Source organism: Pedobacter nototheniae (genome assembly GCF_032678625.1).
In the GTDB taxonomy this organism is placed as follows: Bacteria; Bacteroidota; Bacteroidia; order Sphingobacteriales; family Sphingobacteriaceae; genus Pedobacter; species Pedobacter nototheniae_A.
Genome location: NZ_JAVTSO010000005.1, coordinates 204170 through 230175, shown reverse-complemented (window position 1 = coordinate 230175; position 26006 = coordinate 204170). Strand labels below are relative to the sequence as shown.

12 protein-coding genes are annotated in these 26006 nt (G+C 38.3%); 1 reads left to right on the top strand and 11 read right to left on the bottom strand.

All coding sequences use genetic code 11. The features are described from left to right. Positions 1-8 precede the first annotated feature (8 nt). Both R2Q77_RS15780 and R2Q77_RS15775 read right to left on the bottom strand, forming a co-directional pair. The gene (locus tag R2Q77_RS15780) at positions 9-1007 is read right to left on the bottom strand and encodes a PorP/SprF family type IX secretion system membrane protein (RefSeq protein ID WP_316804690.1); all 999 of its coding nucleotides are present in this window, start codon (positions 1005-1007) and stop codon (positions 9-11) included. Positions 1008-1048: 41 nt separating this feature from the next. Further along, positions 1049-12007, bottom strand: coding sequence for a putative Ig domain-containing protein (locus tag R2Q77_RS15775; protein WP_316804689.1), 10959 nt, complete (start codon positions 12005-12007; stop codon positions 1049-1051). Positions 12008-12239: 232 nt separating this feature from the next. On the opposite strand from R2Q77_RS15775, the gene R2Q77_RS15770 reads away from it, so the two are divergent. Next, positions 12240-14822, top strand: coding sequence for a hypothetical protein (locus R2Q77_RS15770; RefSeq protein WP_316804688.1), 2583 nt, complete (start codon positions 12240-12242; stop codon positions 14820-14822). A 65-nt stretch (positions 14823-14887) separates the two neighbouring features. Here the strand turns inward: R2Q77_RS15770 and R2Q77_RS15765 are convergent, their stop codons facing one another. The 9 genes from R2Q77_RS15765 to R2Q77_RS15725 form a co-directional block, all read right to left on the bottom strand. Beyond that, entirely contained in the window at positions 14888-15727 is an 840-nt protein-coding gene (locus R2Q77_RS15765) for an OmpA family protein (protein WP_316804687.1), read from the bottom strand. 52 nt (positions 15728-15779) lie between these two features. Then, positions 15780-16442: a DUF2461 domain-containing protein gene (locus R2Q77_RS15760; RefSeq protein ID WP_316804686.1), complete on the bottom strand. Its 663-nt coding sequence runs from the start codon at positions 16440-16442 to the stop codon at positions 15780-15782. A gap of 67 nt (positions 16443-16509) precedes the next feature. After that, the gene (locus R2Q77_RS15755; RefSeq protein ID WP_316804685.1) at positions 16510-16905 is read right to left on the bottom strand and encodes a DUF983 domain-containing protein; all 396 of its coding nucleotides are present in this window, start codon (positions 16903-16905) and stop codon (positions 16510-16512) included. A gap of 2 nt (positions 16906-16907) precedes the next feature. Continuing rightward, the gene (locus R2Q77_RS15750; RefSeq protein ID WP_316804684.1) at positions 16908-17180 is read right to left on the bottom strand and encodes a hypothetical protein; all 273 of its coding nucleotides are present in this window, start codon (positions 17178-17180) and stop codon (positions 16908-16910) included. Between the two features lie 125 nt (positions 17181-17305). After that, complete coding sequence (locus R2Q77_RS15745; protein WP_316804683.1) at positions 17306-18013, bottom strand: hypothetical protein; 708 nt, start codon at positions 18011-18013, stop codon at positions 17306-17308. Positions 18014-18112: 99 nt separating this feature from the next. Beyond that, entirely contained in the window at positions 18113-19378 is a 1266-nt protein-coding gene (locus R2Q77_RS15740; protein ID WP_316804682.1) for a DUF4302 domain-containing protein, read from the bottom strand. A 19-nt stretch (positions 19379-19397) separates the two neighbouring features. Beyond that, positions 19398-20840 carry a substrate import-associated zinc metallohydrolase lipoprotein gene (locus R2Q77_RS15735; RefSeq protein ID WP_316804681.1) on the bottom strand — a complete coding sequence of 481 codons (1443 nt, stop codon included), beginning with the start codon at positions 20838-20840 and terminating at the stop codon, positions 19398-19400. Between the two features lie 20 nt (positions 20841-20860). Continuing rightward, a complete protein-coding gene (locus R2Q77_RS15730) occupies positions 20861-22327 on the bottom strand; it encodes a RagB/SusD family nutrient uptake outer membrane protein (RefSeq protein WP_316804680.1) in 1467 nt (488 codons plus the stop codon). Between the two features lie 17 nt (positions 22328-22344). Further along, positions 22345-25950 (bottom strand): SusC/RagA family TonB-linked outer membrane protein, encoded by a 3606-nt coding sequence (locus tag R2Q77_RS15725; protein ID WP_316804679.1) that lies wholly within the window; start codon positions 25948-25950, stop codon positions 22345-22347. Positions 25951-26006: the final 56 nt, after the last annotated feature.

The following is a 26006-nucleotide window of genomic DNA, read 5'->3' as shown; positions in this document are numbered from 1 at the left end:
ATTGTTGATTATAATCGTGGACAGAAGAAGTTAGGGCCAATAATTCCATTACGACCAATTAAAGTTATTGATAGCTCCAACCCGCCATTACTATTTGATGCCCTTTGGAAAGTTGATGTATTCACATCATAGCTTAAGCCGAAAACCATATTTTTAAGCTGCAAACCAACAAATGCAATTGCGGCATCTTTAATTCTGTAGTTACCCCCGAACAGGATATTTGAAGAATTATTAATGGTAAGCTGGCCATAAGCGCCTAACGAAACCTCATTGGTGTTTCCCTGGTACATTACTAAAGCATTGGGTACAATATCCAGCATTTCGGAAGCCCTGATTCTGGCTCCTCCATGAGCGGTGAAACGAATTGGAGTACGTTCGCTTGTGCCAGAGAAACGCTCAACCGGCCGATTTAAATGTGCAGCACTTGCGCCAACAAATACATTTACAGACTGGTTGGGATTTCCATCAAAATACATTACCCCGGCATTTATATCGGGTACAAAAGAGGAGCTTGAAGATAATGTTTCGCCACTGCCAACTCCGCCATCATAACCAGAAACGGGATTAAACTGATCTCCAAACCGGGCTTTCGAGAAATCGAAGCTTCTGTTTACAAAACCCGCCTGTAAACCAAAACTAATCATTTGCAAACCTTCTACACCAAACCTTAACCGGTAAGAACCAGAAATTAAAGCACTTAAATAGTTAAAATCCAAATCTCCGGCCCTTTGGTTTAAGACCGTTGCACCAAACGCAAAGTTCTTTTTAGGGGCTAAGTCAAATGATGCTCCTCCCGTTAAAAAAGAATTGTTTAGTCCGCCCCATTGCTGTTTAAAATTAACAGATGCTCTGTAATCTCCATCTATAACACCCGTTAATGCCGGGTTTAACCATAGTGGATAAGCATAATATTGGGAAAAGTGCGGATCTGTTTGGGCAAAAGATTTAGCAGTAAGAAGCACCAAACCCAGTACTGCATATATTTTTAAAGCCGATAGTATTTTCATAATATTCAATTTTGTCTTTTTATAAATTATCCTGCTTATCATTATCTGATTAAGGTTATGGTACCCTTCTGTACGGATGTGGTTCCATCATTAAAAGTAACTTCGACCATATATACATAAACTCCTGAAGTTTGGTTAACACCTTTGTAGGTTCCATCCCATCCGTTTGAAACAGAATTAGACTGGAATATTAATTGCCCCCACTGTGTATACACGTACATTTTTGCGCTGGCAATAGCGGTACCATAAATCAGGAATACATCATTTTTACCATCATTATTAGGTGTAAATGCATTAGGAATGTACACTGTATTTCCAAGCGGGTTGGTTGCCTTACCGGTAAATGGATTTGAATTTGCACTGGTTTGGCAATCAATCTGACCTTTAGCCCTTACAATTATTGTTACAGCCTGATCTGGTTTTAAACCTGCAATGAAATAGGTTGTGCCTGACGTTCCATTGGTTGGAGCTATCCATGTTAAACCATTATCTAAAGAAACTTCATATCCTGTTGCTCCATTTACGGCCGCCCAGCCAAAGGTTATACTTCCTGCATCTGAGGTTCGTAAAACAACAACTGGTTTTTCCAGTACTGGCAGTACATTTATAGTTACGGCTGTTCTTGTTGCACTTGCACAGCCACCAGTAGCAACGCTTTCTACATAATATGTGGTACTGGCTGTTAAGGCAGGTGTAGTAAAGGTTATGCCTTCTGCCAAAACAGTGCCGCCTGAGCTTGAAGCATACCATCTGTAAATTAATCCCGTTACCGGATTGTTAACCGTTAATATTGTCGTACTTCCAGCGCATAAAGTTCCGTTTGCAGGCGTTGCCGATGCTGGTGCAACGGGTACAGGCAATGGCGTCACATTAACAGCGGTTCTTGATGCTGAGGTACACGAGCCAGCCATTCCTTCAACATAGTAAGTAGTATTAGCAATTACTGCAGGTGTTGAGAATGAATTTCCTGTTCCTATAGCAGTTCCCCCGGTTGCATTTGTATACCAGTTGTATGTTACATTTGCCTGTGGATTCGAAACAGACAGTACAGCCGAACTTCCCGAACATACACTAACTGATGAAGAAGCAACCGAAGGCACAGTTGGTTTAGGATTTACGGTTACTGTAACTTTCACCCTTCCTCCATTATTGTTACAACCGCCGGTACCGATGGCTAAAATATAGTAATCAGTTGATGCGGCAAGCATTCCAGTGGTATAAGAAGTACCTGTGAATAGCAAACTACCGCCTGTTGCCGCACTATACCACTCGTAAGTGACACCTGTTTGCGCGTTCGAAATATTTAATGTTGTAGCATCACCTGCACATATATTGGTTCCGGTATTTGAAACAACCGGGTTATTTGGCAATGCATTAACGACGATATTTACTGTATTTGCAGTTCCCGCTGTATTTTCACATCTGTTATCACCTTTTACCGTTACATAATAAGTGGTATTTGTGGTGAGCGTTGGTGTTGTAAATACCGCACCCACAAAAGCTACACTGGTTAAGGCCGCATCATTATACCAGGTAAATACTGGATTGGTTACGGTTGTGCTGCTCGCCGTTAAATTGGCGGTGGCGCTTGCACAAATTGCTGTAGAACCTGTTACTGTAACATCCGAGGCTGTTGCAGCCGGATTAACCTTAACCGTAACCACTTTTGCATTTGCAGCTGTGTTTTCACACCTGTTGGTTCCTTTAACCGTTACATAATAAGTAGTGGTTGTGCTTAAAACCGGAGTTGTAAATATTGGTCCAACAAAAGCTACACTTGTTAATGAAGCATCATTATACCAGGTAAATACTGGATTGTTAACTGTAGTTGAACTTGCGTTAATTACAACGGTTCCTGTTCCGCAAATGGTATTAGGAGTTGTTAAAGTAATGTCATCTGCTGTAGCGCCCGTGTTCACATTTACGGTTACCGCTTTGGCCGTTGAAGGTGAGCTTTCGCATCTATTGTCTCCTTTAACGGTTACATAGTACTTAGTGGTAGTGGTTAATGGGTCGGTGTTAAATGATCCGCCAACAAAAGCAACTGTGGTTAAAGCGGCATCACTATACCAGGTAAATACCGGGTTGGTTACCGTAGTAGAGCTTGCAACCAGCGCGGCAGAAGAACCGGCACAAATAGTTGCATCAGCAGCGGTAATATCTGCTAAAGATGCAACGGGATTAACAACGAGGTTAACCGATTTTGCATTGGCAGCCGTATTTTCGCATTTATTATCCCCTTTTACAGTTACATAATAACTGGCATTAGCGGTTAATACAGGCGTTGTAAATACTGCACCTACATAGGCTACATTTGTTAAAGCGGCATCACTATACCAGGTAAATACTGGGTTAGTTACCGTAGTACTGCTTGCGGTAAGCACTGCAGTAGAATTTGCACAAACGCTGGTTGAACCATTTACAGTTATATCAGCTGCTGTAGCGAATGGATTCACAATAACCGTTACAGCGCTGGCATTTGCGGCAGCGGTTTCGCACCGGTTTGCACCTTTCACGGTAACATAATAAGTAGTGGTTGCCGTTAATGTTGGTGTTGTAAAAATTGGACCAACGAAAGCCACACTTGTTAATGAAGCATCGTTATACCAGGTAAATACCGGACTGGTTACTGTAGTTGAACTTGCATTAATTACAGCACCTCCTGTTCCACAGATTTTAGCAGGTGTAGAAACGGTTACATCAGCAGCTGTGGCAGCCATATTTACATTTACAGTAACCACTTTTGCGGTAAGTGGCGAATTTTCACATACGTTATCCCCTTTTACCGTTACATAGAATTTAGTTATGGCATTTAACGGGTCTGTTGTATAGGTAGCCCCAACAAATGCAACTGTAGTTAAAGCCGCATCACTATACCAGGTAAATACCGGATTGGTTACTGTGGTCGAACTGGCAATCAGCGTTGCGGAAGTTCCTGCACAGATGGTTGCATCGGCTGCAATAATATCAGACGATGTTGCAACTGGTTTAACAATTATATTAATTGATTTAGCTGTACCTGGAGCGTTTTCACATTTATTATCGCCTTTAACCGTTACATAATAAGTGGTATTGGCAGATAGAGCCGGCGTTACGAAATTGGCCCCGACATAGCTTAGATTTGTTAAAGCTGCGTCGCTATACCAGGTAAATATTGGATTGGTTACTGTTGGTGATGTTGCTGTAAGCGTTGCAGAGGCACCACCGCAGGCAACTGTACTTCCATTAACAATAATATCTGTCATTGTAGCCAGTGGATTAACCGTAACCGTTACCACTTTAGCATCGGCGGCACCATTCTCACATTTATTGGTTCCCTTAACTGTTACATAATAAGTAGTGGTGGTGGTTAATGAAGGGATAGTAAAGGTTGGCCCCGTAAATACTACGCTGGTTAACGAAGCATCGCTATACCAGGTAAATACAGGTTGAGTTACGGTTAAGCTTGATGCCATAAGCACCACAGATGATCCTGAACAAATATTTGCATTGTTCACTGTAATATCTGCCGCTGTTGCGTAATCTTTTACAGTTACGTTAACAACCATGGCATTGGTTTTATTTTCACACCTGTTATCTCCTCTTACTGTTACATAATAGGTGGTATTGGCCGTTAAAATCCCTGTTGTAAAAGTTGCGCCTGTATAAGCAACCGTTGTTAGTGCAGCATCGCTGTACCAGGTAAACACCGGATTGGTAACTGAAGTAGTTGTTGCAGACAAGGTTGCTGAAGAGCCTTTGCATATAGATGTTATACCGCTAATGGCGATATCTGCATCGGTTGCAATTGGGTTAACCGTAATGGTAATTGATTTAGCCGTTGCTGCTGTATTTTCGCACTTGTTAACTCCCTTAACGGTAACATAAAAAGTTGTATTTGCATTTAAAACGCCTGTGGTAAAGGTTGCACCTTCAAATTCTTTGGTGGTTAAAGCGGCATCACTATACCAGGTAAATATCGGATTGGTAACCGTAGTACTGCTTGCGGTAAGGGTTACTGTAGAACCACCACAAACTGTACTTGTACCTGATAAGCTAATATCAGCAGCAGTGGCTACTGGATTAACCGTTATCGTTACCTCTTCTGCACTGCCTGGCGCATTTGCACATTTATTTGTTCCACTCACGGTTACATAAAATTTAGTCGTTACCGTAATTGGTGATGTTATGAATTGAGCTGAATTAGAAACAACATTTGTTAAAGCTGCATCACTATACCAGGTAAACACCGGATTAGTTACAGTAGTGGTACTGGCTGTAAGTGTTGCTATTCCAGAAGCACATAATGATGTATTTCCGGTAACGGTAATATCATTTGCTGTTGATGATGGATTTACAGTAATACTAACTTTAGTGCGTGTAGGGTTAACGCAGCTGCTGCCACTTACTGCTTCTACATAGTAATCGTAAGTACCCGGCGCTAAAGAAGCAGAAGTAATAAAACTACTATTATTGCTCACTAAAAGATTTCCTCCGGTGGCAGCATCATACCAATTATAAGTAACACCTGTTACCGCAACCACACTTAAAGTTGCTGGTGTATTTACGCAGGTTGTGGTTGGATTGGTTGGCGATGGAACCGGATTAACAGCCGGAGGTAAGATGGTTACCACAACTTTAGTTGGCTGAGTTTCGCAACCATAAGCAGAAGCCGTTACAAAGAAATCGTAACTACCAGCTGCCAGTGCAGGATCTGTAGTAAAAGTTACTCCATCTTTACCTGCCTGGTAAGTTGTACCCTGGTACCATTTGTATACCGTATTTGCTTTTGGATTAGTAACTGTTAATGTTGCAGCTGTACCCTGACATGCGCTAACTGTAGCAGCGGCAACAGTTGGCAATGTTGTAGTCCGCTGTGCATAATTTAAATTTACAGATGATAATGCGCCCAACAAACCTGAGTTTAACCTTACTTCTACCTGATCAAATGGTAGTGTTGGTACAAATCTGAATGTTGCCTCGCTTCCATCATTTAACAAGTTTAACTCAATAAGTGGATTGGTTACGGCTACGCCATCATTGTTGCTGGTACCGTTATTAAAACTCGTTATGGTTAAATTTGGCAATACGGCTAATGATAATAATTTTCCTGGCGAAGTGATTTTCACAATCAATGTATCGCCAACGTTTGATACGCCACCGGTAAATCCTACTCTTTGATATACTGAAGCGCCCAAGGCACCAACTGGCATAACTAAACTCGATCCGGTGTTAATATCATTATCAACAGCCAGGTTAGGATTAACTACGCTTGCCAGAAGAGCAATTCCGTCTACGCCTGTGGTTACCGCTACGGTAGCCGCTCCGCATGGGGTTGCTATAGGTGTACCATTAGGAATAACAGTTACCGTTACACTTGCTTTGCTAGTTGCAGGACAACCACCGGGAACAGTTGCTTCTACATAATAAGTTGTCGTAACAGTTAAAGGTGGGGTTACAAAAGTTTCTCCTGTAAACACTGGAATGGTAGCCGTTGGACTATCGTACCAGGTAATAATAGCACCCGCTGTACTTGATGTTGCCGTTAATGAGGCAACAGAACCTTCGTTTATGGTTACCGCAGCCGGGGTTATTACCGGAATATCAATTGAACCAACAGTAACGGTTGCTTCAGTTCTTGCTGAGGCAGTACCGCAACCATTAACAGCTTCAACAAAATAACTTGTATTGCCTGTAACAGTTGGCGTAATAAATTTATCTCCGGTAAATAGTATGGTGGTAGAAGTTGAACTGCTATACCAATTATAGGTAGTACCCACCACAGGATTTTTAACCTGGAAGGTTGCCGAAGTAGTCAAACAAGTATTAACATTTGAAGCCAGCAGTTGCGGAACATCGGCCAGCGGATTTATGGTTACGTTTACTACTGTTCTGTAGCTTACGCAGCCCGAAGCAGATACACCCGAAACATAGTATTTGGTATTTGCTGTTAAAGCTGGTGTTGTAAAGGTTGTTCCATCTTTTCCGGTTAAATATGTGCCAGTGGCATCATACCATCTGTAGGTTAGCAATGCCGATGGATTACTAACTTCCAAAAGGGCAGTTTGACCAGCACATGCCGTAACATTTGCAGCTGTAACGGTTGGTGCAACCATTACCCTTTGCGCATAATTAAAGTTAATAGAAGCTAAAGCACCTAATAAACCAGAATTTAACCGCAGTTCTATACCGTCAAATGTAGCTGTTGGCACAAATGTGATTAATGCCTGGCTATCACCACTTAATAATTGGATGTTTAATAAAGTGGTGTTATTTAATAATCTTGTATCGTTATTGCTGGTTGTACCATTATAAGTGGTAACCTGGGAACCATTTAATAAACCTAATGACAATAATTTTCCTGGAGTGGAAACTAACATACGTACGGTATCGCCAACACTTGAAAGTGATGCAAACCGAACGGTTTGATAAGCATAAGCGCCCAATGCACCAACTGGCATAACCAATGAGGATGCCGTTTGCGTATCGTTATCAATTGCAAGCGTTGGGTTAAATACACCTGATAATAAGGCAACTCCTACCACATCGCTGGTTTGACTAACCGGTGCTTCGCATGGTACAGGATTTGAAGACCCACCGCCATCTACCGTAACCGTAACCTGAACACGGCTAACAGATACACAACCCGAAGTATTTGAAACAGACTCTACATAATAAGTGGTGGTTGCTGTTAAAGGTGGGGTTACATAAGTATCGCCTGTATAAACTGCTGTGGTTGCATTTGCAGAAGTATACCATTTAAAACTAATATTAGGATCTGTTGGGCCGGCAGTTAAAATAGCTGTTTGTCCCGGACTTACAGTTGATGCAGATGCGGTAATAACCGGTAAAGCCGGACGAGGAGTTACGGTTACCGCAGCAGCAGTACGTGTAGCACTTGTGCATGTACCTTGTGAAGCTTCCACATAATATGTAGTGCTGGCACTTAAAACAGGAGTTGCAAATACCGAACCGGTAAATACAAGGTTTCCGGCAGTGGCCGCATCATACCAGTTGTACGTAATCGTTGCATCTGGATTGCTAACCGATAAAGTTGTAGAAGCACCCTGGCATGCCGCAACGATTGGCGCCAATACCGGTGCAGTTAATACCGGAGTAACCGTAACGGTTACCGGAATTCTTACAGGGTTTGCACACGTTCCTTTTGATACTTCTATATAATAAGTTGTGGTTGCAGTTAAAGCCGGCGTTGTAAATGTTCCGCCAGAAGTTAATAATGTACCTCCTGTTGCGGCACTGTACCAGCTTAAATTAGTGCCTCCATTTGCAGTAGCTGTTAAAGTAGCCGTATTTCCTGAACAGATGGTTTGATTTCCGGCAATTAATGTTGGATTAGGGTAAATAATTTGAGCACCATATATATCTAAACTCGTTATCGCTGATACCAATGCACCGAATCTTACTTCTACACGATCGTACACGCCACCTGCAAGTAAGGTAGCCGTAAAACGGTTTCCGTTTAAAAGTTTCAGGTCTAATAAAGACGAATTTAACTGGTATGTTTTTACAAGTGTTGTTCCGTTGAGTATATTAACTGTTATGTTTCCTAAAACGCCAAGATCAAGTAATCCTGTTGGCGTTGCTAAATCAAGACGAACGCTGTCAGTAGCCGCGCCTGCCGCTGGAAAAATTAATTGCTGATATCCAACCGATGTTACACCCACAGCAAGGGATATGCGGGTAAAGTTGGTCAAATCTGCATCGGTAGAATTTCCTGGCCCGGTTATACCGCACAATAAACAAAGACCTGTAATACCTGTATTTTGACTGTTTGCTGCATTACAATTTGGATTTCCCGGCCCTGTAAGTACAGTAACCGTTACAGGAACCCTGCTTGCACTTACGCAACCATTGCTATTAACTGTTTCAACATAATAAGTTGTGGTCGTTGTTAATGCCGGTGTTGTATATGAAGTGCCTGTGGCCAGTTGAGTTCCGCCAGTTGCTGCGCTATACCAGTTAATGGTATTTCCAGCATCGGCAGTTGCCGATAAAGTAGTCGTTTGTCCGCTATTTATAACCTGGTTATTGGTTGTAATTACCGCAGGTGTAGCTGCCGGGTTTATAGAAACTGTAACCGCTGTACGGCTACTTAAAGCTGTTCCCGATACGGCTTCTACATAAAATATAGTTTGAGTGCTTACAGCAGGTGTTACAAATACGCCCGTGTTATTGGTTGCTAAAGCTGTATTTCCTGATGATGCGTACCAATTATATGTTACACCAGCTTGCAGATTGCTCACGTTTAATGTAGCCGGGCTACCCGCGCAAACACTTACACCTGCTGCAACAGGGGCTTTTACGGTAACCGATATGATATAATCTGTATTAACCTTATTGTTGTTTGCATCTGTTGCCGTTAAAGAAATGGTATAATTACCTCCAACTGTTGGCGTACCTGTTATTTCTCTTGTAACGGTATTAAAACTCAATCCCGGAGGAAGGTTGGTAGCCAAATAAGTATACGGGGCTGTGCCACCGGTAACTGCTGGCAGTGTTTGTGTTGTATAAACATCTCCAACCACACCATTTGCCAACGTTGCAGATGGTAAAGAAAGTTGTCCGATAATTTTAACAGGATAATTGGTTGTTACGGTTTTGTTTTGACTATCAGTAACGGTTACGGCTACTGAATAATTTCCGGCCTGGGTTGGGGTTCCGGTAATTTCTCTTGTAACCGGATTAAAAGTTAATCCCGGAGGAAGATTCGTTGCCGCATAAGTATATGGTCCTACTCCACCCGTTGCTGAAGGAATTGACTGAGTAGTATAAGCCACACCAACTGTGCCATCTGCCAAAGTAGTAGCAGGAAGAGCCAGCGGATCCGTTACCGCTAAAGGATAACTGGCATTTGTGGTTTTTCCATCGGCATCGGTAACTGTTACAACAACAGTATAATTGCCGGCTTGGGTTGGCGTTCCGGTAATTGCCCTTGTTGTTGGATCAAAGCTTAATCCCGGAGGAAGACCTGTTGCCGAATATGTAAATGGCTCAGATCCACCGGTAGCAGCAGGAATAACCTGTGTATTATAGGTACTTCCTGTAATTCCACCTGCCAGTGTTGTTGCAGGCAAAACCAATGGATCAGTTACTTTAAGTGTATAATTGGAAGTAACCGAATTTCCGTTAGCATCGGTAACGGTAACCGGAATGGTATAAATTCCTTTTAATGTTGGCGTGCCCGAAATTTGTTGTGTAGCCGGATCAAAAGTTAATCCCGGAGGAAGATTAGTTGCACTGTACACATACGGGCCTGTTCCGCCCGTTGCCGGTGGAATGGTTTGCGTAACGTATACAGTCGAGGTAACTCCATTGGCTAATGCGCCAGGTGTTAAAATCAAAGCCGCAGTAACTTTTAAAGTAAATGGCGTGGTTACAGCACATCCTTTACCATCCGTTGCTGTAATTGAAAAAGTATAGTCATTTGCAACAGTAGGTGTTCCTGTAATTAAACCTGCCGGTGATAAACTTAAATTAGCAGGCAATGTGCTGCCCGAAGCCAAAGTATAGGTATAATTTGGTGTACCTCCTGTTGCAACATTGATTTGTTTGGTATATGCAAAGCCAATAGTGGCATTGCTCAATATAGTGGTATTAAAAACAATTGCCGGATTAACGGTTACCACAATGGGCACCCGACCAGATTCGGCAGTACAATTTAATCTTCTGGCCGCTACATAATAGGTTTTTGTTGCAGTTAATGCACCTGTTGGATATGTTCCGTTATAAGCTGTTGTGGCCAGTGCAGTTCCGCCATCAACCACATCATACCACCTTAATTCATTGGCAGCAGTTGTTGTTGCAGATAATGTTGCACCGGTATTATAACAAATAGACACCGCATTGCTTGCTGGTGCTGTAAAAGTTGGCCTTCCGGCTGATCTGGTTAAACCGTAAATAGAAATGCTTTGCGTTAAGTTTACATTCAGCAATGATGACACCGTAACCTTAACCCGATCGAAAGGTAAACCTGGCGAAAATGGTACAGATACAACCTGACCGCTTTGAAGCAGCCCCAATAAATCAAGGTTTAATAAGGTTGATGCAGGCTGGGTAAATACCTGGGTATTGCCATTATATGCCGTTACTGTAATATTATTTAAAAGTCCAGCGTTTAGTAAGGCTGCAGACGTTTGAAATCTTAAATTAAATTCATCCCCTGCGTTAGATAAGGTTTCAAAATAAAAAATCTGACTAATTGAACCTGCTACGCCTAAAGCACCTAAACTCACTTCAGAATAATTGGTTTGATCGGCATCTATAGCCCTTTCAGCGTTTGTTACCCCTGCTTTTCCAAGGCCTAAAACATCCACGGTTAAACCATCTCCTTCATAACCTGTAGCAAAAGCTTGTGCACACGGATCAGTTCCGGAACCGTAGAAGGCATAGTACACTTTACTGCTATTGCTTGTTCCCAGTAACAATGCATTGGTTATATCTTTTACATAAACCCTATCATAAGCTTGTGTAGGTGTAATTTCTACGTAGAAAAACCCATTTGCATCCTTAACAATTCTTAAGCTGGCATTGCTGAAGGCCCCGGTACTCGAACCGCTTAATACAGTTGTTCCTGAAGCATTTCTTGCGCCAACCTCAAACGAATGATTCCCTAAAACAACATTCCCTAATACATCTGCTAAAAGCCCTCCAAGGTTCCCTCCCAGTAATGCGTTTAAAACATCAGGGCTAAAATCTATCCTCACATAAGATGGCGTACCTGCGGGTAAGGTGTTTGGAAACTTCATTTCAAGTTCGCCGGCATAACTGCCCAAACCTACAGCAAGCCCACCATACGAATTTAGGGTTGCAAAATCAGTTAAAGAAGCCGATGTTATGGCGCCCGAACCCGTTACATGATCTTGAATAGTTACCTGATTTGCATAAACTCTGGTTTGTGCATACGATTTTGAGTTTAAGAGCGTTAATAAAGTAATGATCGCAAATACAAGCGCATTGCAGATTCTTCCTTTAAGGAGATGAGAGGTAAAATTTTTCATCATGTCAGCGTTTATTAGGGAAATACTACCATATAGTGAATTTGGCCACACTACTTAGGCATTAAATGATTATGACAAATCTACACCTACACGAATAACCTTATTTATCCATTACTATTCATTCTTAAAATCAGGTGGTTCATTCATTTCATTCATAGAAATGTTTCTTATCAAAATCATTTCAATGATTGTTAAATTATGATGACATTAGCAAAGTCATCCATCTCTATATTTAATGAACGCTAACGAACTCCATCAGGAACTAAGGAAGTTTGTACTTATAAAGTCTGGTCTAAGAAACATAGACCCCGGGCATTGTAAGGTAATTTCTGAATTTGTATTTCAAGAAACTAAAAATTACGTTAGTGAAACGACAATTAAACGTTTTTTTGGATTTGCAAATACATTACATAAATTTTCTTTATTCACGTTAAATAGTCTTTCACAATATATTGGCTACGCTGATTGGGATTCTTTTTGTAAAGACAAGGAAAACCAGGTTTCTTCTGTACAAAGCATATGGCAAAACCTAAAACTTAAAACCCAGGCCATTACTGAAATTTCTTTAATTGCAAAAAAGAATAATTCGGGCGTGCCATTTTCATCTACCGCAAGCAGAAGCTTTTTCTACCCTGATTTTGAATATTTTTTAAAAAATAATTATCAGTTTACAACGGTAAGCGCACAACCCGGGCATGGTAAATCCATCTTATTAGCACATATTGTAGAACATTTCTTTTATTCAGAAACGGCACTTTATAAAAACGACATTGTTTTATTGATCAATTCAACAAGCATAAATACAGTGCTTCAAAATGGCATTACGTTTAAAGATTGGTTTTTAAGAGAGTTTAAGTTTGGAAGCGTTAGTGAATTGATTGCCTACTTTAAGAAAAACCCTGAAAAACGCGAAGGAAGATTTATCATGATTATTGATGGATTGGATGAATACCTTATGAAAAGCAGGTATTTTAAAGTTTTAATTGATTTTTTATGCAGTATAGAAGAAAATAATTTCTTTAAAATTGTTTTTGGTTTAAGAACAAACGCATGGATAAATTTACAGCCCGTAATAACAGGTTCAGCTTTTTTAACCAAAACCTGGTACAACGGATTATTTTATGATTCGGATGTGTTAAGCAATGTTCCTTCTTTAAATACGGAAGAAATACTACATACACTCAGTCATATTGAAGGTAAAACGATCCATAAACACGATATTCACCCAAGCTTACTCAACCAGTTTAAAACACCATTTTGGCTGCAGGTATATTTCAAGTTAAAAAGCGAGGTCCATTTACTCGAACTGTCTAATCCTTTACTGTGTTACGAACTGATTAATTACTTTTTGGAGAAAAAAGTCTTCCTTTCTAAAAAAAGTACAGAGAAAATATTCATCCTGAAGAAAATCAGCGAGTGTTTAACGCAGGGAAATAAAGGATTAAGGGTGGCAAAAGAAGAAATACTGAATTATGCCATTTCTTACCCTGATGCGTACGAAGAACTGATTTTTACCGGCATCATTATCGAAGAAAAAAGGTTGAGTACCTCTATTCCTACAGAAGTTATCCGTTTTTTAAATAACGATATTTATACTTACTTCATCTTTATCCAGATTACCGAGAAATTTCAGTATAAACCGAGCAAAGAATTTTTTGAATACATTTTGAAAAATTTTAGTGACCAGTCAAATTTGAGGGATCACATTTTAAACTGGACAATCAGGTTTTGTATTAACAGAAATAAGATTGCCGAATTAAAAAACATTTTTAAACTTCCATTTGCAAACCTGGAGAAAAACAATTCTTTTGATTTTATATGTTATGTAGCGAAATACGAACTCGGCAAACCCAACTCAAATTTCAATAAACAGAGTATTAATATCGATTTTATTGATATTATGACCATGGGTAGAACCATGGGAAGTTTATACAAGGAAACCATTAAAAGTATATCTGATAATGTTTTTAATGAGGATATGCAGATTATGCTTAACGTAATAGAATGCATAATTTATTTAATTGATATTGACAAGACTGCGCTAAATAACAACATGCAGCTTTTAAAAAGAAATTATAAAAGATTGGGCGAACTTTTCCCTATTAATCCTTACGATCTGATTTTATATTTCAACAATAACCTGAATAATAAACCCAATGAAAGTAAAACTTTAGAGGAGAAAATCATCAAGCTTTGTCGGGAAATAGATAAAAGTAAACCTTTAAAGAATGAAGATCTGACAACAGCTGAATTACTTGCATACAGGCTTGTTTTGCTTACCCTCTTTTCTCAGAAAAATTATGCCGAATGCCACCGGTTTATAATGGCAATATTAAATAAATACCCCAACATCTTTTACATCCGGTCGTCGGTATTCTCCCCTTTCCTGTTGATTATTTTAGGGCAAACATATTTACAGCTTCATTATTTTAAAAAAGCACAAAGGATTATACAATTCCTTGAAAAAATAATAAGCTCTGATTATACCTATCACACACCTTTCGTAATTACTGCATTCCGTGTATTTAAAGCCAATTTTTATAACTATACGGATAATTTTGAGCAGGCTTTAGTTGAAATAAGTGCAGGAATTGAACTCACTTCAAAAAATGAATTCAAAATGTATGAAATATCTTTAATGTTGATCAAAATAGATTGCCTTAAACATACTGACGCAACAGAAGAGGTATCGAACGTAATTAAAGAATTATTGAATTTTTTAACCGTTCATAAAATTTCTATGCCCGATTATGCAAATCTGAATGGAATTGAGTTCGATCATACGTTTAAAATTCTTAAATCTTACAAGCGTAATTAGCAAAATCCATATAAAAAGTAAAGCCCCGGTATTTATACCGGGGCTTTACTTTTTATCACCTAAAATTATTTAATCAGGTTGTACAGCTCGTCTAATTTCGGCGATAATACAATCTCAATTCTTCTGTTTTTACTTCTGCCATCAGCACCAGTATTTGGTCCAAGCGGCTGGAACTCGCCTTTACCCGTAGCCGTCATTCTAACGCCTTCTACTTTTTCACTTTCAGTTAAAAAACGAACAACAGAGGTGGATCTTAAAACACTTAAATCCCAGTTATCTTTAATCTGTCCTAAATTATTTACTTTCTGATTATCCGTATGTCCTTCAACCGCGATATTAATCTCAGGTTGTTCTTTCAAAACCTTTGCAAGCTGCGCTAAGGCTTGTTTTCCTTTTTCATCAATAATAATACTGCCCGAAGGGAATAAAAGCTTATCCATTAAAGAAACATATACTTTTCCATTTCTAATGTCAACGGTTAAACCGCTTTTTGTAAAACCTAATAAAGCCTGTTGCAATTTCTCTTTTAATTGATTTGTGGCTTCATCGCGTTTACGCAGTACTTCTTCTACCTCTTTAAGTCGCTTTTCTCTCGCCGCTAAATCTCCTGATAGTTTAGTAATTTCTGACGAACTGTTGTTTTTAAGCTTTTTATAGTTCGCATCAACACTGTTATAACGACCTTGGATGTCGCGAAGCTCCTCGCCCATTAATGCTGTATCTTTCTTTAATTTTTTTATTTCCCCTTCCAGGTTTTCAATTTTAATTTGGCCTTCGTTAAAAGCGGTGTATAAAGAATCTTTTGTACCCAATAGTGCTTTATATTTTTTGGGCGACATTACCACACAAGAAGTTATGGATGATACGAATAGTAAGATGGCAAACGCAAGGAAGGTATTTTTCATTATCATTATTTTGGTTAATGGTTTATATTTTTATTGATGGCTAATACATAAATTAGGCATCAATGGCATTTCGTAAAAATGCAACTAATGGTTGAACTGTTTGAAAAGAACTTATCAACTTATTAACGAGTGTTGGTTTAAAAAATTCATCATCACTCAACAACATGGATGCTTCAAAACTTTTCAACTTTAAAAATTCTATGTTCGGATCGGCAGGATCATATCCTTTTGGCGCGTTTTTTAATGCACCTGAAGTACCTAATTTAAAGCTTTCCTTAAAATCCTTATGGTTTATAATTTCTTTAAAATCGCCAATGTTATAATCTATTTCCTGACGGATCAATTTTACATGTGGCGCATCCGGCATCCAGTATCCACCGGCAACAAAACTTTGCTTGGGTTGGATGTGTAAGTAATAACCTGGCTCATTACCGCCTTTACTGCGCGAGGAAAACCAAACGCCAAAGTTATTTTTATAAGGATCTTTATTTTTACTGAAACGAACATCGCGATAGATACGCAATAAACATTTCTTGGGATCGATTTCGGAAGATATTAGTGGGTCAATTTTAGCAATTTCAGGAATGAGTAAAGTAACCAGATCCAAAACATCCGCCTTGGCTTCCTCGTATTTGTGCTTATGCTCCGCAAACCATTCGCGGTTGTTGTTCTCAGCAACATCTTTTATAAAATTGAGCGTATCTTTTTTAAGCATAGTTTTTTGATTAACTGATTTAATTGTTCACAGTTAATTGAAAACTGCTAACAGATTAACTTAAGAATCAATTATCGTAATAAGGTTTGTACTTAATGTTTGGAGATAAAACATGTAGTAAAACAATTCTCGAATATCTGTAATTGAACGGGTATAAAAGAAAACACCCTGTAAAAATTACAATAAGATATGTCCAAAAAGTATCATCAGTTAAAGGCCCACAAATTAGATAGGTAATTAAGCTAACCAAAAGCATCTCCATTACATTCATGGCATAACTTACATACATTGCAGCATAAAAATAACCAGGTTCTATCTCAATTCTCTGCGCACAATGACTGCAGATTTCCTTAGTATGCTGAATGTTAAATCCATACATGCTTCCGGTAAAGATATCGCCTCTGCGGCAATGCGGACATTTTGCATGTACCATTGCATATAGCTTCGAGGTTTTATCAGCCATATTTAATTCAGGTTAATCGGCTCGTTCTTCATGTTTAGCTGAATGTTCTTTTTACGGTATTTTTTATACCACACCACACCAACGATAAGCGCCATCAGGTAAGGAATAGACAACAGATAAATAACGCCGGTGTTTAATCCTTCTGCCTGTGTATTCCCATTTTTCACACCCTGCTCGGCATTAATGCTGCACATGGCACACTGTGCGTTAACTTTAGGGCTTATGGCAAAAGTTAAGGCAAATAGAAATAAGATAAATACGACTTTCTTTTTCATTAGGCAAATATACAGATAAAACGTTTGGAGGGGTTTAAAAATTATGTCATAAAAAAACCCCCGATTTACGGGGGCCTTGAGAGCGTTTGAAATAAACAATATTAAGTTGATTATTATAGACTACATTATAAATTCATGGCAACATCGCCTATTATAACCCCGTAAGATTTATAAGATATTTGAAATCCATTTGCATCAAGTACTCTAAATAATTTTGCACCAACAACAGGTTCTAATGAGAAATACTTGCCATATACAAAATCAACATAATCAACTAATCCAACTGGAAGTGTTCCCGCATATGCCAGCAGTTGATCTCGTCTGGTCAATCTATCCTCGGGAATCTCTAATTCTCCATTTGAGTTAGTAAAAATCGCAGCAATAATGGTATTGAAAATTGTTAGTTTATTTCTTGCAATTACATAATCTTGTTCAGTAGACGGCTCAGGCACATCCAATAGAGCCCAATAATATTGCATTAAATCTATTTTAAATGTAGAAGGAACCATGCACGGCAAACACTCTGGTGCTGGGTACATGGGTGGTTTACCCGGCATTGTCAGATTACCTAAAGTATTTCTTCCGGCTAACATATCATCCATACAAGAATCGTAAGCATCATTATCACGATAGCCAGAACTTGATGGATCAGTAAGTCTTATTGCACAACCAATTGTACCTCCAACCTCATATGAATCAAGATTGAAGCCTTGCTGCTTAGCATTTTTATTCAGACTTGTAGGATCAATATCTTTTTGCAAGATTTCATTTTTTTTACAAGAGGGCAATAGTGCAATGAGAGCTATCAAAAGCATTAATATGTTTTTTTTCATTTTTAGTTAATTTAGAATGATAAATACATTAAAGCCCCCGATTTACGGGGGCCTTGAGAGCGCATGTGTTAATTTAATAAAGTTTCTTATTCGGAAAATTTACTGGAATGTTATCCAGCTTCTTGCATCAGCAACGGCAACTAAATCATAAACTTTAGCGTCTGTTTGGATGACGTAAAAACCACCGGTTTTAATAAAGTTATTAGTTACGTTAGTTATAATAGGCGCTATTGAAGCAGGTGCATTGCCATAAGTACCAGCTAATGTATAGGAGATTTTACCATCGGCGCTTACTGTTGGTGTAACAGCTGGACCATAAGCTCCATATGCTGTACCCAACCAAAATCTAACGGCTCCATAAACTTGTCCTGTTATTTTAGGGTAATAATCTATAGAACCGAAATTTGGAATTGTTCCAACTTTATAAGCATCTTTGATCCCATCTACAGTAAATCCGGTATAATTTTCATTATATGTACCATGGACTGGATTTGCTAAAAACCGTGCTGCAACCGTTTGATCATAAGATAGTGGGGCTATTGCCTCTTTAATTTGTAAAGCAGCTCCTCCTGATGCACTTGCATTTATAAAACCAGTTGATGCATCATATGTAACTCCATTAATAGTAGTTAAAGATGTTTTACCGACAACCAATGGGTCATATAAAATAATGGATGTTCCAGCCACAAAGTAGTAGCTGCTCACAGATTTTAAAGTTGTACCATCTAAATAATTAAAACCAAATATTCTGTTCGCTGGATCCAGTTTAACCTCACCTTCAATACCGCCAATCGTTGTACGTTTAAAATAAGTTCTTAATTTGCTCAGCATTGCTGTCATATCGTCTACTGCTGTAAAAGCTGTAGTATTATCAACAGCAGACTTTGAACGTACCAAAATCAACTTACTTTTATTAAAGGTTCCTTCTAATTTAATCGTATCTGCACTCGATGAAAGGAAAGCAAATTCGAAATCTGAGTAATAACCATCTCCCGTATCTCCACCAATTATATTTGGATTTGGATCTGCTATTAAGTGTAAGGTAGAATAGGTATCGAAAAGCAAGGTTGGTCTTTGCAATGCTTTTAAACGATATGAGCTTTCTTTAGGGGTAGCTGCATAATCTGCAGCCATAGTTACCCTGTTTTTATCTGTGAAATTAAAAAGAAACGTTGCAGAAACTTTTGAATCTGTTAACAGATAACCTTTCCAGCCAAACTGAGCGCCTGCCAACTGGGTTTGATATCCTGTAAGGACTGCATTCAGTCGCTCATCCGGGTTGCCCAATTCAGCTGCGGTTTTATCCTTTTTACAAGCTGTAAAAGCAATTGATATCAATAAAAAATATAATAAATACTTTTTCATTATTTCGATTTTAAATAATTTATAATGTTCCAAATAAATACGAAGTCGCATCTGTTGTTTTTACAAAACCACCAAAAATGCTCTTAGATTGCGGAATGATATCATCTACCCAACGTACATTAAATGACTGGTTATTGAAATAAGCCAATAATACTGGCAAATATGCTTCAATAGCTCTGGCATTAGCATTTGTTGGTTGAGGGTTGGTATAGGTTAATGTAAGTACACCATTTACGTTAGTAGTTGTATAGTTAAAATCTGCATTTGAACCATTACCAACTGTAGCCGCAGGGTTTAAATAATTTACCCTAAGTGTCATTCTGTTTGTAGCGGTAAAAATCATAGAAATATTATCTATATATAAAGGAGTTGGAGCAGCAAGCATGGCATTATTAGCGGTGTTAAAGGCCGTTAAAAATTTAGGCGATAATCCTGTTAATTTTTGAGGATTAATGGTTACAGTACCATACGTTTTGCTTGGCCCTAATAAACTGTTAAAATCTGCTGTAGGTGAGTTTGCTTCAATAGCTGCCTGAGTTTTAACTTGTAAATCGGTTAAATTTATGCCCCAGCTATCTTTCATATAAGCCACTACAATATTTTTCTTTTTAGTAAGCTTTGCTCTTGCATCCGTATTTTGTTCGTAAACGCCTTTTCCGTTTCTTTTAATAAAAGATCCGTCATAAACAAAAAGATTGTTTACAATATTGTCGAAATTAGCTTGTCCGCCCTCTAATAAGGTTGCTAACACTTCTACAAAATCATCATCTTTATTTGATCTTGAATAAGGTGTAATAAAACCCTTGCCCCAAAAATCAGCCTCATACATAATTTTATCTAAAACGGCATTTGAAGAATATGCGCCTCTAAAAATATTAAACCACGTTGCGGTGTAATCAGAAGGCGTAATTCTTTGATAATCAGGAGTTACTGCAATATTCTGATTAAGAATGTGACCAAACTCATGGTGCATGGTGTGCAAAATTTGCTTAACCGCCGCTTTATTGTTCGGATCGAAAGTATTCAAATCAAGTAATACAATTTTTCTACCTGCTTCTGCAGTACCTAAAGTAATTGTACCGTTACTATTATAAGATGGACTTCCTGCTAAATAAAACTGTTTCTGACAGTATTTTTTCATAAAGTCTTCACCCTTTATAGCCGCATAAGGCTCAATCCAGGTTTTCTTTATAATACTCATTACCGGTATTACAAGTTCTTCTTTAATTGGGATCACGTTTTTATAAATCTCCGGTAGTTCAGATCTGTCCCACTTGTACTTAACTTCAATATTGTAAGGGGTAGTGTAATTTGTACTAATCCACTCATCAATCGGGCCTTTTGCCCAGGTGTCGCCACCTAACCCAACTGGTACCTGAGATAAATCATCTTTTTTACTGCAAGATGCGAGCATAATGGTTGTAATTGCAACCAGCGATATTTTAAATATTTTACTTTTCATAACTTTTATATTTATGATTATTATCTTGGGTTAGCTGCTAATCCAGATGCAACTGCATCTTGTGGTATTTGAACTACTCTTCTCGGATCGTCTGCGTTTAACGTAATAACTGTTTTGGCATCAAATGAAGTATGAACAACCGTTTTCTTTAATCTTATAAGGTCTAACCATCTTAATCCCTCGTGCATATATTCCATGCGTTTAAAGTTTAAAACAGTCTCCACAAGGGCATCACGAATAGGCATATTTGGAAAGAATGTTGTGGCTTTAGCTTCCGTAAATTTATCAGCAGTTGCACTATAACTCACAATTCTTTTAGATAAATAAGCATCGAAGTCAGCGATAGTTTGGCTATTATTACCCAGCATCGCATTGGCTTCAGCACGGTTAAACAGAACCTCTTCACTGGTAAATAAAGGAACCATATTATAGCCATCACCAAAATTGGCACTGATGGTTTCTTTTACAAAATGTTCTCTGAATTTTGGAATGTTATAAACAACTTCGGTACCTCCATAGATTTTATTACTCATGGCAAGCGCTTTTTTACTTGGATTATTTGCGGCATTAAAAATGGGTAGTACAGAAGAACTTAAACCATAATTGTAACCACCGTAACTTCTGCCCCAATAAGAAGCTGCTTCCTGTAATAACAAATTTGCAGGTTCAGTTGAGTTTGTGTAGATAGCCTGAAGCTCGTAATAACCAAGCGCATTATAGGTTGTGTTCCATGGCCTTAAGTTATCAGCAACTGTTACTCCTGGAAATACAGTATTTGCATGATCAATTACTTTCTGGTAATCTTTCTTAAATAAATAAAAACGAGTTGCAAAAGCGTGGGCAGCCTGCGTGGTAAAATGATATTTCGGAACACGATACGTATTATTCTGAATTAAAGGTAAACCTTCTTCCAGGTCTTTTTGAATAGCATCGTAAACTGAAGCCACAGTACCTCTGGTATAAACACCTTCTACCGTTTTTTGTGCTGCAGTAACATAAGGAATACCGGGATCTGAAGCAGAAGTAGCAGGATCGTAAGGTTTTGCAAAAAATGTAACCAACATAAAATGAACATACGCTCTGGCTACTAAGGCCTCTCCTCTGCTGGCTGCATAATCGGCAGTATTACCTGCTTTATCAATCGTTTCTAAAGCATAGTTTGCTGCTGCAATTGCTTTGTAGCAAGAGTTCCAGTAAAATTGGGGTGTATCTTCCGAATTTGCATCAACCTGATCCTTAAAGTTCCATGGAGATGAATTTTGTAAATCTCTATTAGGTGTTCCCTTATCACCTGCATTATCACTCATGGATTCAGCAAACGTAATGTAATTGCCATGGGGATACGCATTAGCCAATAGCTCGGCAACTTTAACTGGAGAATTTAACTCCGTCCGGTCATCTGGCTGATGATCCAGAAATTTCTTACATCCCGATGCCAGTACAACGGCAAAGAAAGCTGAGTATAAGAATATAATATTTTTTTTCATTTTCATTTCAGATTAAATTAGAAGCCAACTTTTAAAGACAGTGTGTATTGTTTTGGAATTGGTAATGCCACACCACCAGATGCAAAAAATTCAGGATCTTGTCCCATAAGTTTCTTATCTGAATAAATTAATAAGAAGTTATTCGCAACCAGACTGATTGAAGCGTTATTTGCCCCAATACTTTTGATGATTTTTGGACTTAAAGCATAGGATAATGCTATTTGTTTTAAGCGAATAAAACCACCATCTGCTACTCTAACTGAAGAATAATTATAGGTATTGTATGGATATGTACCTGCAATATTACCTGCAAGTTCAACATCAGGAATAGAAGGGATATTTGTTTTCAACTCATCACCTGGCAATGTCCAGCGATTTTTAAATTCATTAGGCATTGCATCTAAATCCGAATAGTTTGCACCGAAAGCAGGGTTTAAACGAATTTTATTACCAGCAGAAAATGTGAATAACGAACTAAATGTAAAGCCTTTATAACTTACAGTATTGTAAAAACCTCCTGTTAATTTTGGATCTGTAGGACCTTCATATTTAAGGTATTTAGTTTCCAAACTTTGTAAGTATACATCCGTACTTACTTCGCCTTTTTCATTAATAAACTGCGGAACGCCAGTATCATGATTTAAGCCAACAAAATCAATAGAATATAAACCACGGTAAGGATGACCTACCTGAGGGCCCCCATCAGCACCTACCAATGTAAATATGTTTGGTGTACTGGTTAGTTTCGTTACTTTATTTACGTTATAGCCAAAATTAATGTTACTTCTCCAAGACCAGTCTTTAGTTTTAATAATTGGTCCGCTTAAGGTTACCTCAATACCTTTAGTATTCATATCGGCATAGTTTGCGTCAGTAATAAACTGACCTCCAATACCTGAAGTTCTTAAAGGACTGATTAAATCGAACCCATTTCTATTGTATAAATCAACTGTTAAGTTTAACTTATCTTTAAAAAACCCAAGGTCTAAACCAACATTGGTTTCATATTGCTTTTCCCAGGTAAGGTCTTTATTTTCAATATAAATGATATTCATTACTGATTCTATCTCGTTTGGATAAGGTCTTAATGCGCTTGAGTTCTTTAAAACCAAAGCAGAGTTTGTAGCACTTCCTAAACTGGCTGTTAATCCGTAAGTTGCTCTAACGGTAGCACGATTAAGAACGTTAGTTATACTCTCCTTTTCAAAAAAGTTTTCCTTATCAATATTCCATGCTCCAGAAATGTTCCAGGTTGGTAACCAGCGGGCTGTTGCAGAACTACCCAACTGATTTGATCCATCATATCTACCGGTAGCATTAAATGAATATTTTCCTTTATATGAATAAGCACCCCTAACCATAAAGGCAGCAAAGCGGTCGTACTTATGACCCATTGAATAATAATTCAGGTTATTCAGCGTGGCTTGCTTTATGATATTTGGATCAACAAACGGTACACCCCCTTTATCAAACTGATAACCATAGCCAATATTTGATCTGGTTTGACGGTTAGCCAGTCTTGTTTCCTGAACAGCATAAATATTAATCAGGTGATCTTCATTAATGGTGTTATCATATTCAACAGAGTTTCTGACCATATAAGATTTCAAGAAATCATCTGTAGTATCATAAAAACCTCCATAAGGCAGTACAACTACCGGCTGCAATTCAGAATGTTCAGGATCGCGGAATAAGAACCTGTTGTTATCCTGTATAAATGAATCGCCATTAGCTCTGTAAGCCGCAGCCATGTTAGAGTTTTCCCTTACTTTATGCTCGTTGCCGCTTTTAACATAACGCATTGAAGCTAAGAAGTCATATTTAAAATGTTTACTAAATTTATAATTTAAGCCACCTTGCAATTTAAAATCAAGCATGCTCAATTCTAAAGTGTTATTGTCTAACTCATTTAAAATGTTAAAATCGGCAAAGTTTCTGCTAAAATTCTCTCTGTTTCCATTTAAGTCATAAGCAGTAAGGGTTCTGCTTGTATTTAAAGCATAACTAAAAGGATTGATGTCAAAATCTCTCGAGTACTTTCCTTCAACCGGATTACTTACACGGCCTAATGTACCAGGTGCCAATTGATTACGAATAGATCCTGTAGTAATGAAGTTAAGTGTTAATTTATCTGACAGGTTGAATACCGCATTTACATTGGCTGTATAGCGTTCTACTTTATTTCCGGCCGCCCAACCATTATCGTTTAAATAACTGGTAGAGAAATACAATTGCGATTTTTCAGTACCTGAAGATACACTGATTGCATGTTCTTGTTGAAGCGAGTTTTTAAATAAAACGTCAAACCAATCTGTATTTGCAGTAGTATAGCGACTTAAAAATGCATTTCTTGCTTCAGGCGTGTTGGCTAAACCAAATTGACCTGATGTTGCATCATAAGTATTAATTAACTGGTACATTTTTGTAAAAACACCACCATCTGCTGCTCTTGATGCTGAAGAATGGTTTAACCAACCTTTGCGGGCTAACTCAGAATAAATAGACATTTGATCTGCAGAGTTCATGATGTTATAATCATCATAAGTTGGTTTTAGGTATGTAGAGAAGTTACCTGTATAGGAAACCAAGGTTTTACCAATACGTCCTTTTTTAGTCGTAATTACCACAACACCGTTCATTGCACGAGCACCATACTGTGCTGTTGCAGCAGCATCCTTCAAAATATTAAAACTTTCAATATCGTCGGCATTAATACCTGCAACCGAAGATCCGATAAGCGTGCTTACATCACCTGATGATAATTGCTCATTGGAAATGTTTACCACATCTTCCAAAATTACTCCGTCAACCACCCATAAAGGTTTATTATCACCTGTAATTGAAGTTGCACCACGAACACGAATTTTTGGCGCAGCACCAAAAGTTCCGGATACGTTTTGAACCGAAACCCCCGCAACACGGCCTTCAAGCATACGACTTACGTCGGTGATACCATCTTGTTTAACATCCGAGCCTTTTAAAGCAGTTGCTGATCCGGTAAATAATTTTTTGTTTAAGTTCTGATATCCAGTAGATACTACATCAACCGTTTTTAAATCATTAACATTTTCTTTAATGCTAACATTAATTGTAGTACGTCCGTTTACAGCAGTTTCTACTGTGTTATAACCTACGTAACTGAAAACCAAAGTTGCTTTTTCATCAACTCTAATGGTATATTCACCATTCGAATTGGTTGTTGCAGAATTGTTTATGCCTTTTTCGCGGATGCTCACACCCGGCATACCTGTTCCATCTTCACCTAAAACTTTACCTTTAACTTCTATAACAGCAAAATAGCCTACAATTTTATCGAAGATGGTTTTATCTTTTGGTTTAATTAAAATGGTTTTATCTTCTATCGAATAAGTTAAATCCTTACCTGATAGAATTTTATCCATAATAACTTCTATAGTGGCATTGTTAAAATCAGCATTAACCAGTGTTGTACTTTTGATTTTATTAGTGGATAATAAAACGTCATACCCTGATTGTGTTCTGATTTCTTTAAATAGTTTTTCTAATGTTACGTTTTTTTCTTTCAACGTAACCAGTTGACCAAAAGAAGCGGCGCTTACTTGCATAAGCGAGGCGAGCAATATGACCGTAACTAACTTCATCATTAATAATAATTTAGGTATGTAGCCAGGAGGCATACACAAAATTCTGGTATAAATTT

What these genes read in the sequence shown, in the direction of transcription:
- R2Q77_RS15780 (WP_316804690.1), bottom strand. Translation starts at nt 1,007, where the DNA reads ATGAAAATACTATCGGCTTTAAAAATATATGCAGTACTGGGTTTGGTG.
- R2Q77_RS15775 (WP_316804689.1), bottom strand. Translation starts at nt 12,007, where the DNA reads ATGATGAAAAATTTTACCTCTCATCTCCTTAAAGGAAGAATCTGCAAT.
- R2Q77_RS15770 (WP_316804688.1), top strand. Translation starts at nt 12,240, where the DNA reads ATGAACGCTAACGAACTCCATCAGGAACTAAGGAAGTTTGTACTTATA.
- R2Q77_RS15765 (WP_316804687.1), bottom strand. Translation starts at nt 15,727, where the DNA reads ATGAAAAATACCTTCCTTGCGTTTGCCATCTTACTATTCGTATCATCC.
- R2Q77_RS15760 (WP_316804686.1), bottom strand. Translation starts at nt 16,442, where the DNA reads ATGCTTAAAAAAGATACGCTCAATTTTATAAAAGATGTTGCTGAGAAC.
- R2Q77_RS15755 (WP_316804685.1), bottom strand. Translation starts at nt 16,905, where the DNA reads ATGGCTGATAAAACCTCGAAGCTATATGCAATGGTACATGCAAAATGT.
- R2Q77_RS15750 (WP_316804684.1), bottom strand. Translation starts at nt 17,180, where the DNA reads ATGAAAAAGAAAGTCGTATTTATCTTATTTCTATTTGCCTTAACTTTT.
- R2Q77_RS15745 (WP_316804683.1), bottom strand. Translation starts at nt 18,013, where the DNA reads ATGAAAAAAAACATATTAATGCTTTTGATAGCTCTCATTGCACTATTG.
- R2Q77_RS15740 (WP_316804682.1), bottom strand. Translation starts at nt 19,378, where the DNA reads ATGAAAAAGTATTTATTATATTTTTTATTGATATCAATTGCTTTTACA.
- R2Q77_RS15735 (WP_316804681.1), bottom strand. Translation starts at nt 20,840, where the DNA reads ATGAAAAGTAAAATATTTAAAATATCGCTGGTTGCAATTACAACCATT.
- R2Q77_RS15730 (WP_316804680.1), bottom strand. Translation starts at nt 22,327, where the DNA reads ATGAAAAAAAATATTATATTCTTATACTCAGCTTTCTTTGCCGTTGTA.
- R2Q77_RS15725 (WP_316804679.1), bottom strand. Translation starts at nt 25,950, where the DNA reads ATGATGAAGTTAGTTACGGTCATATTGCTCGCCTCGCTTATGCAAGTA.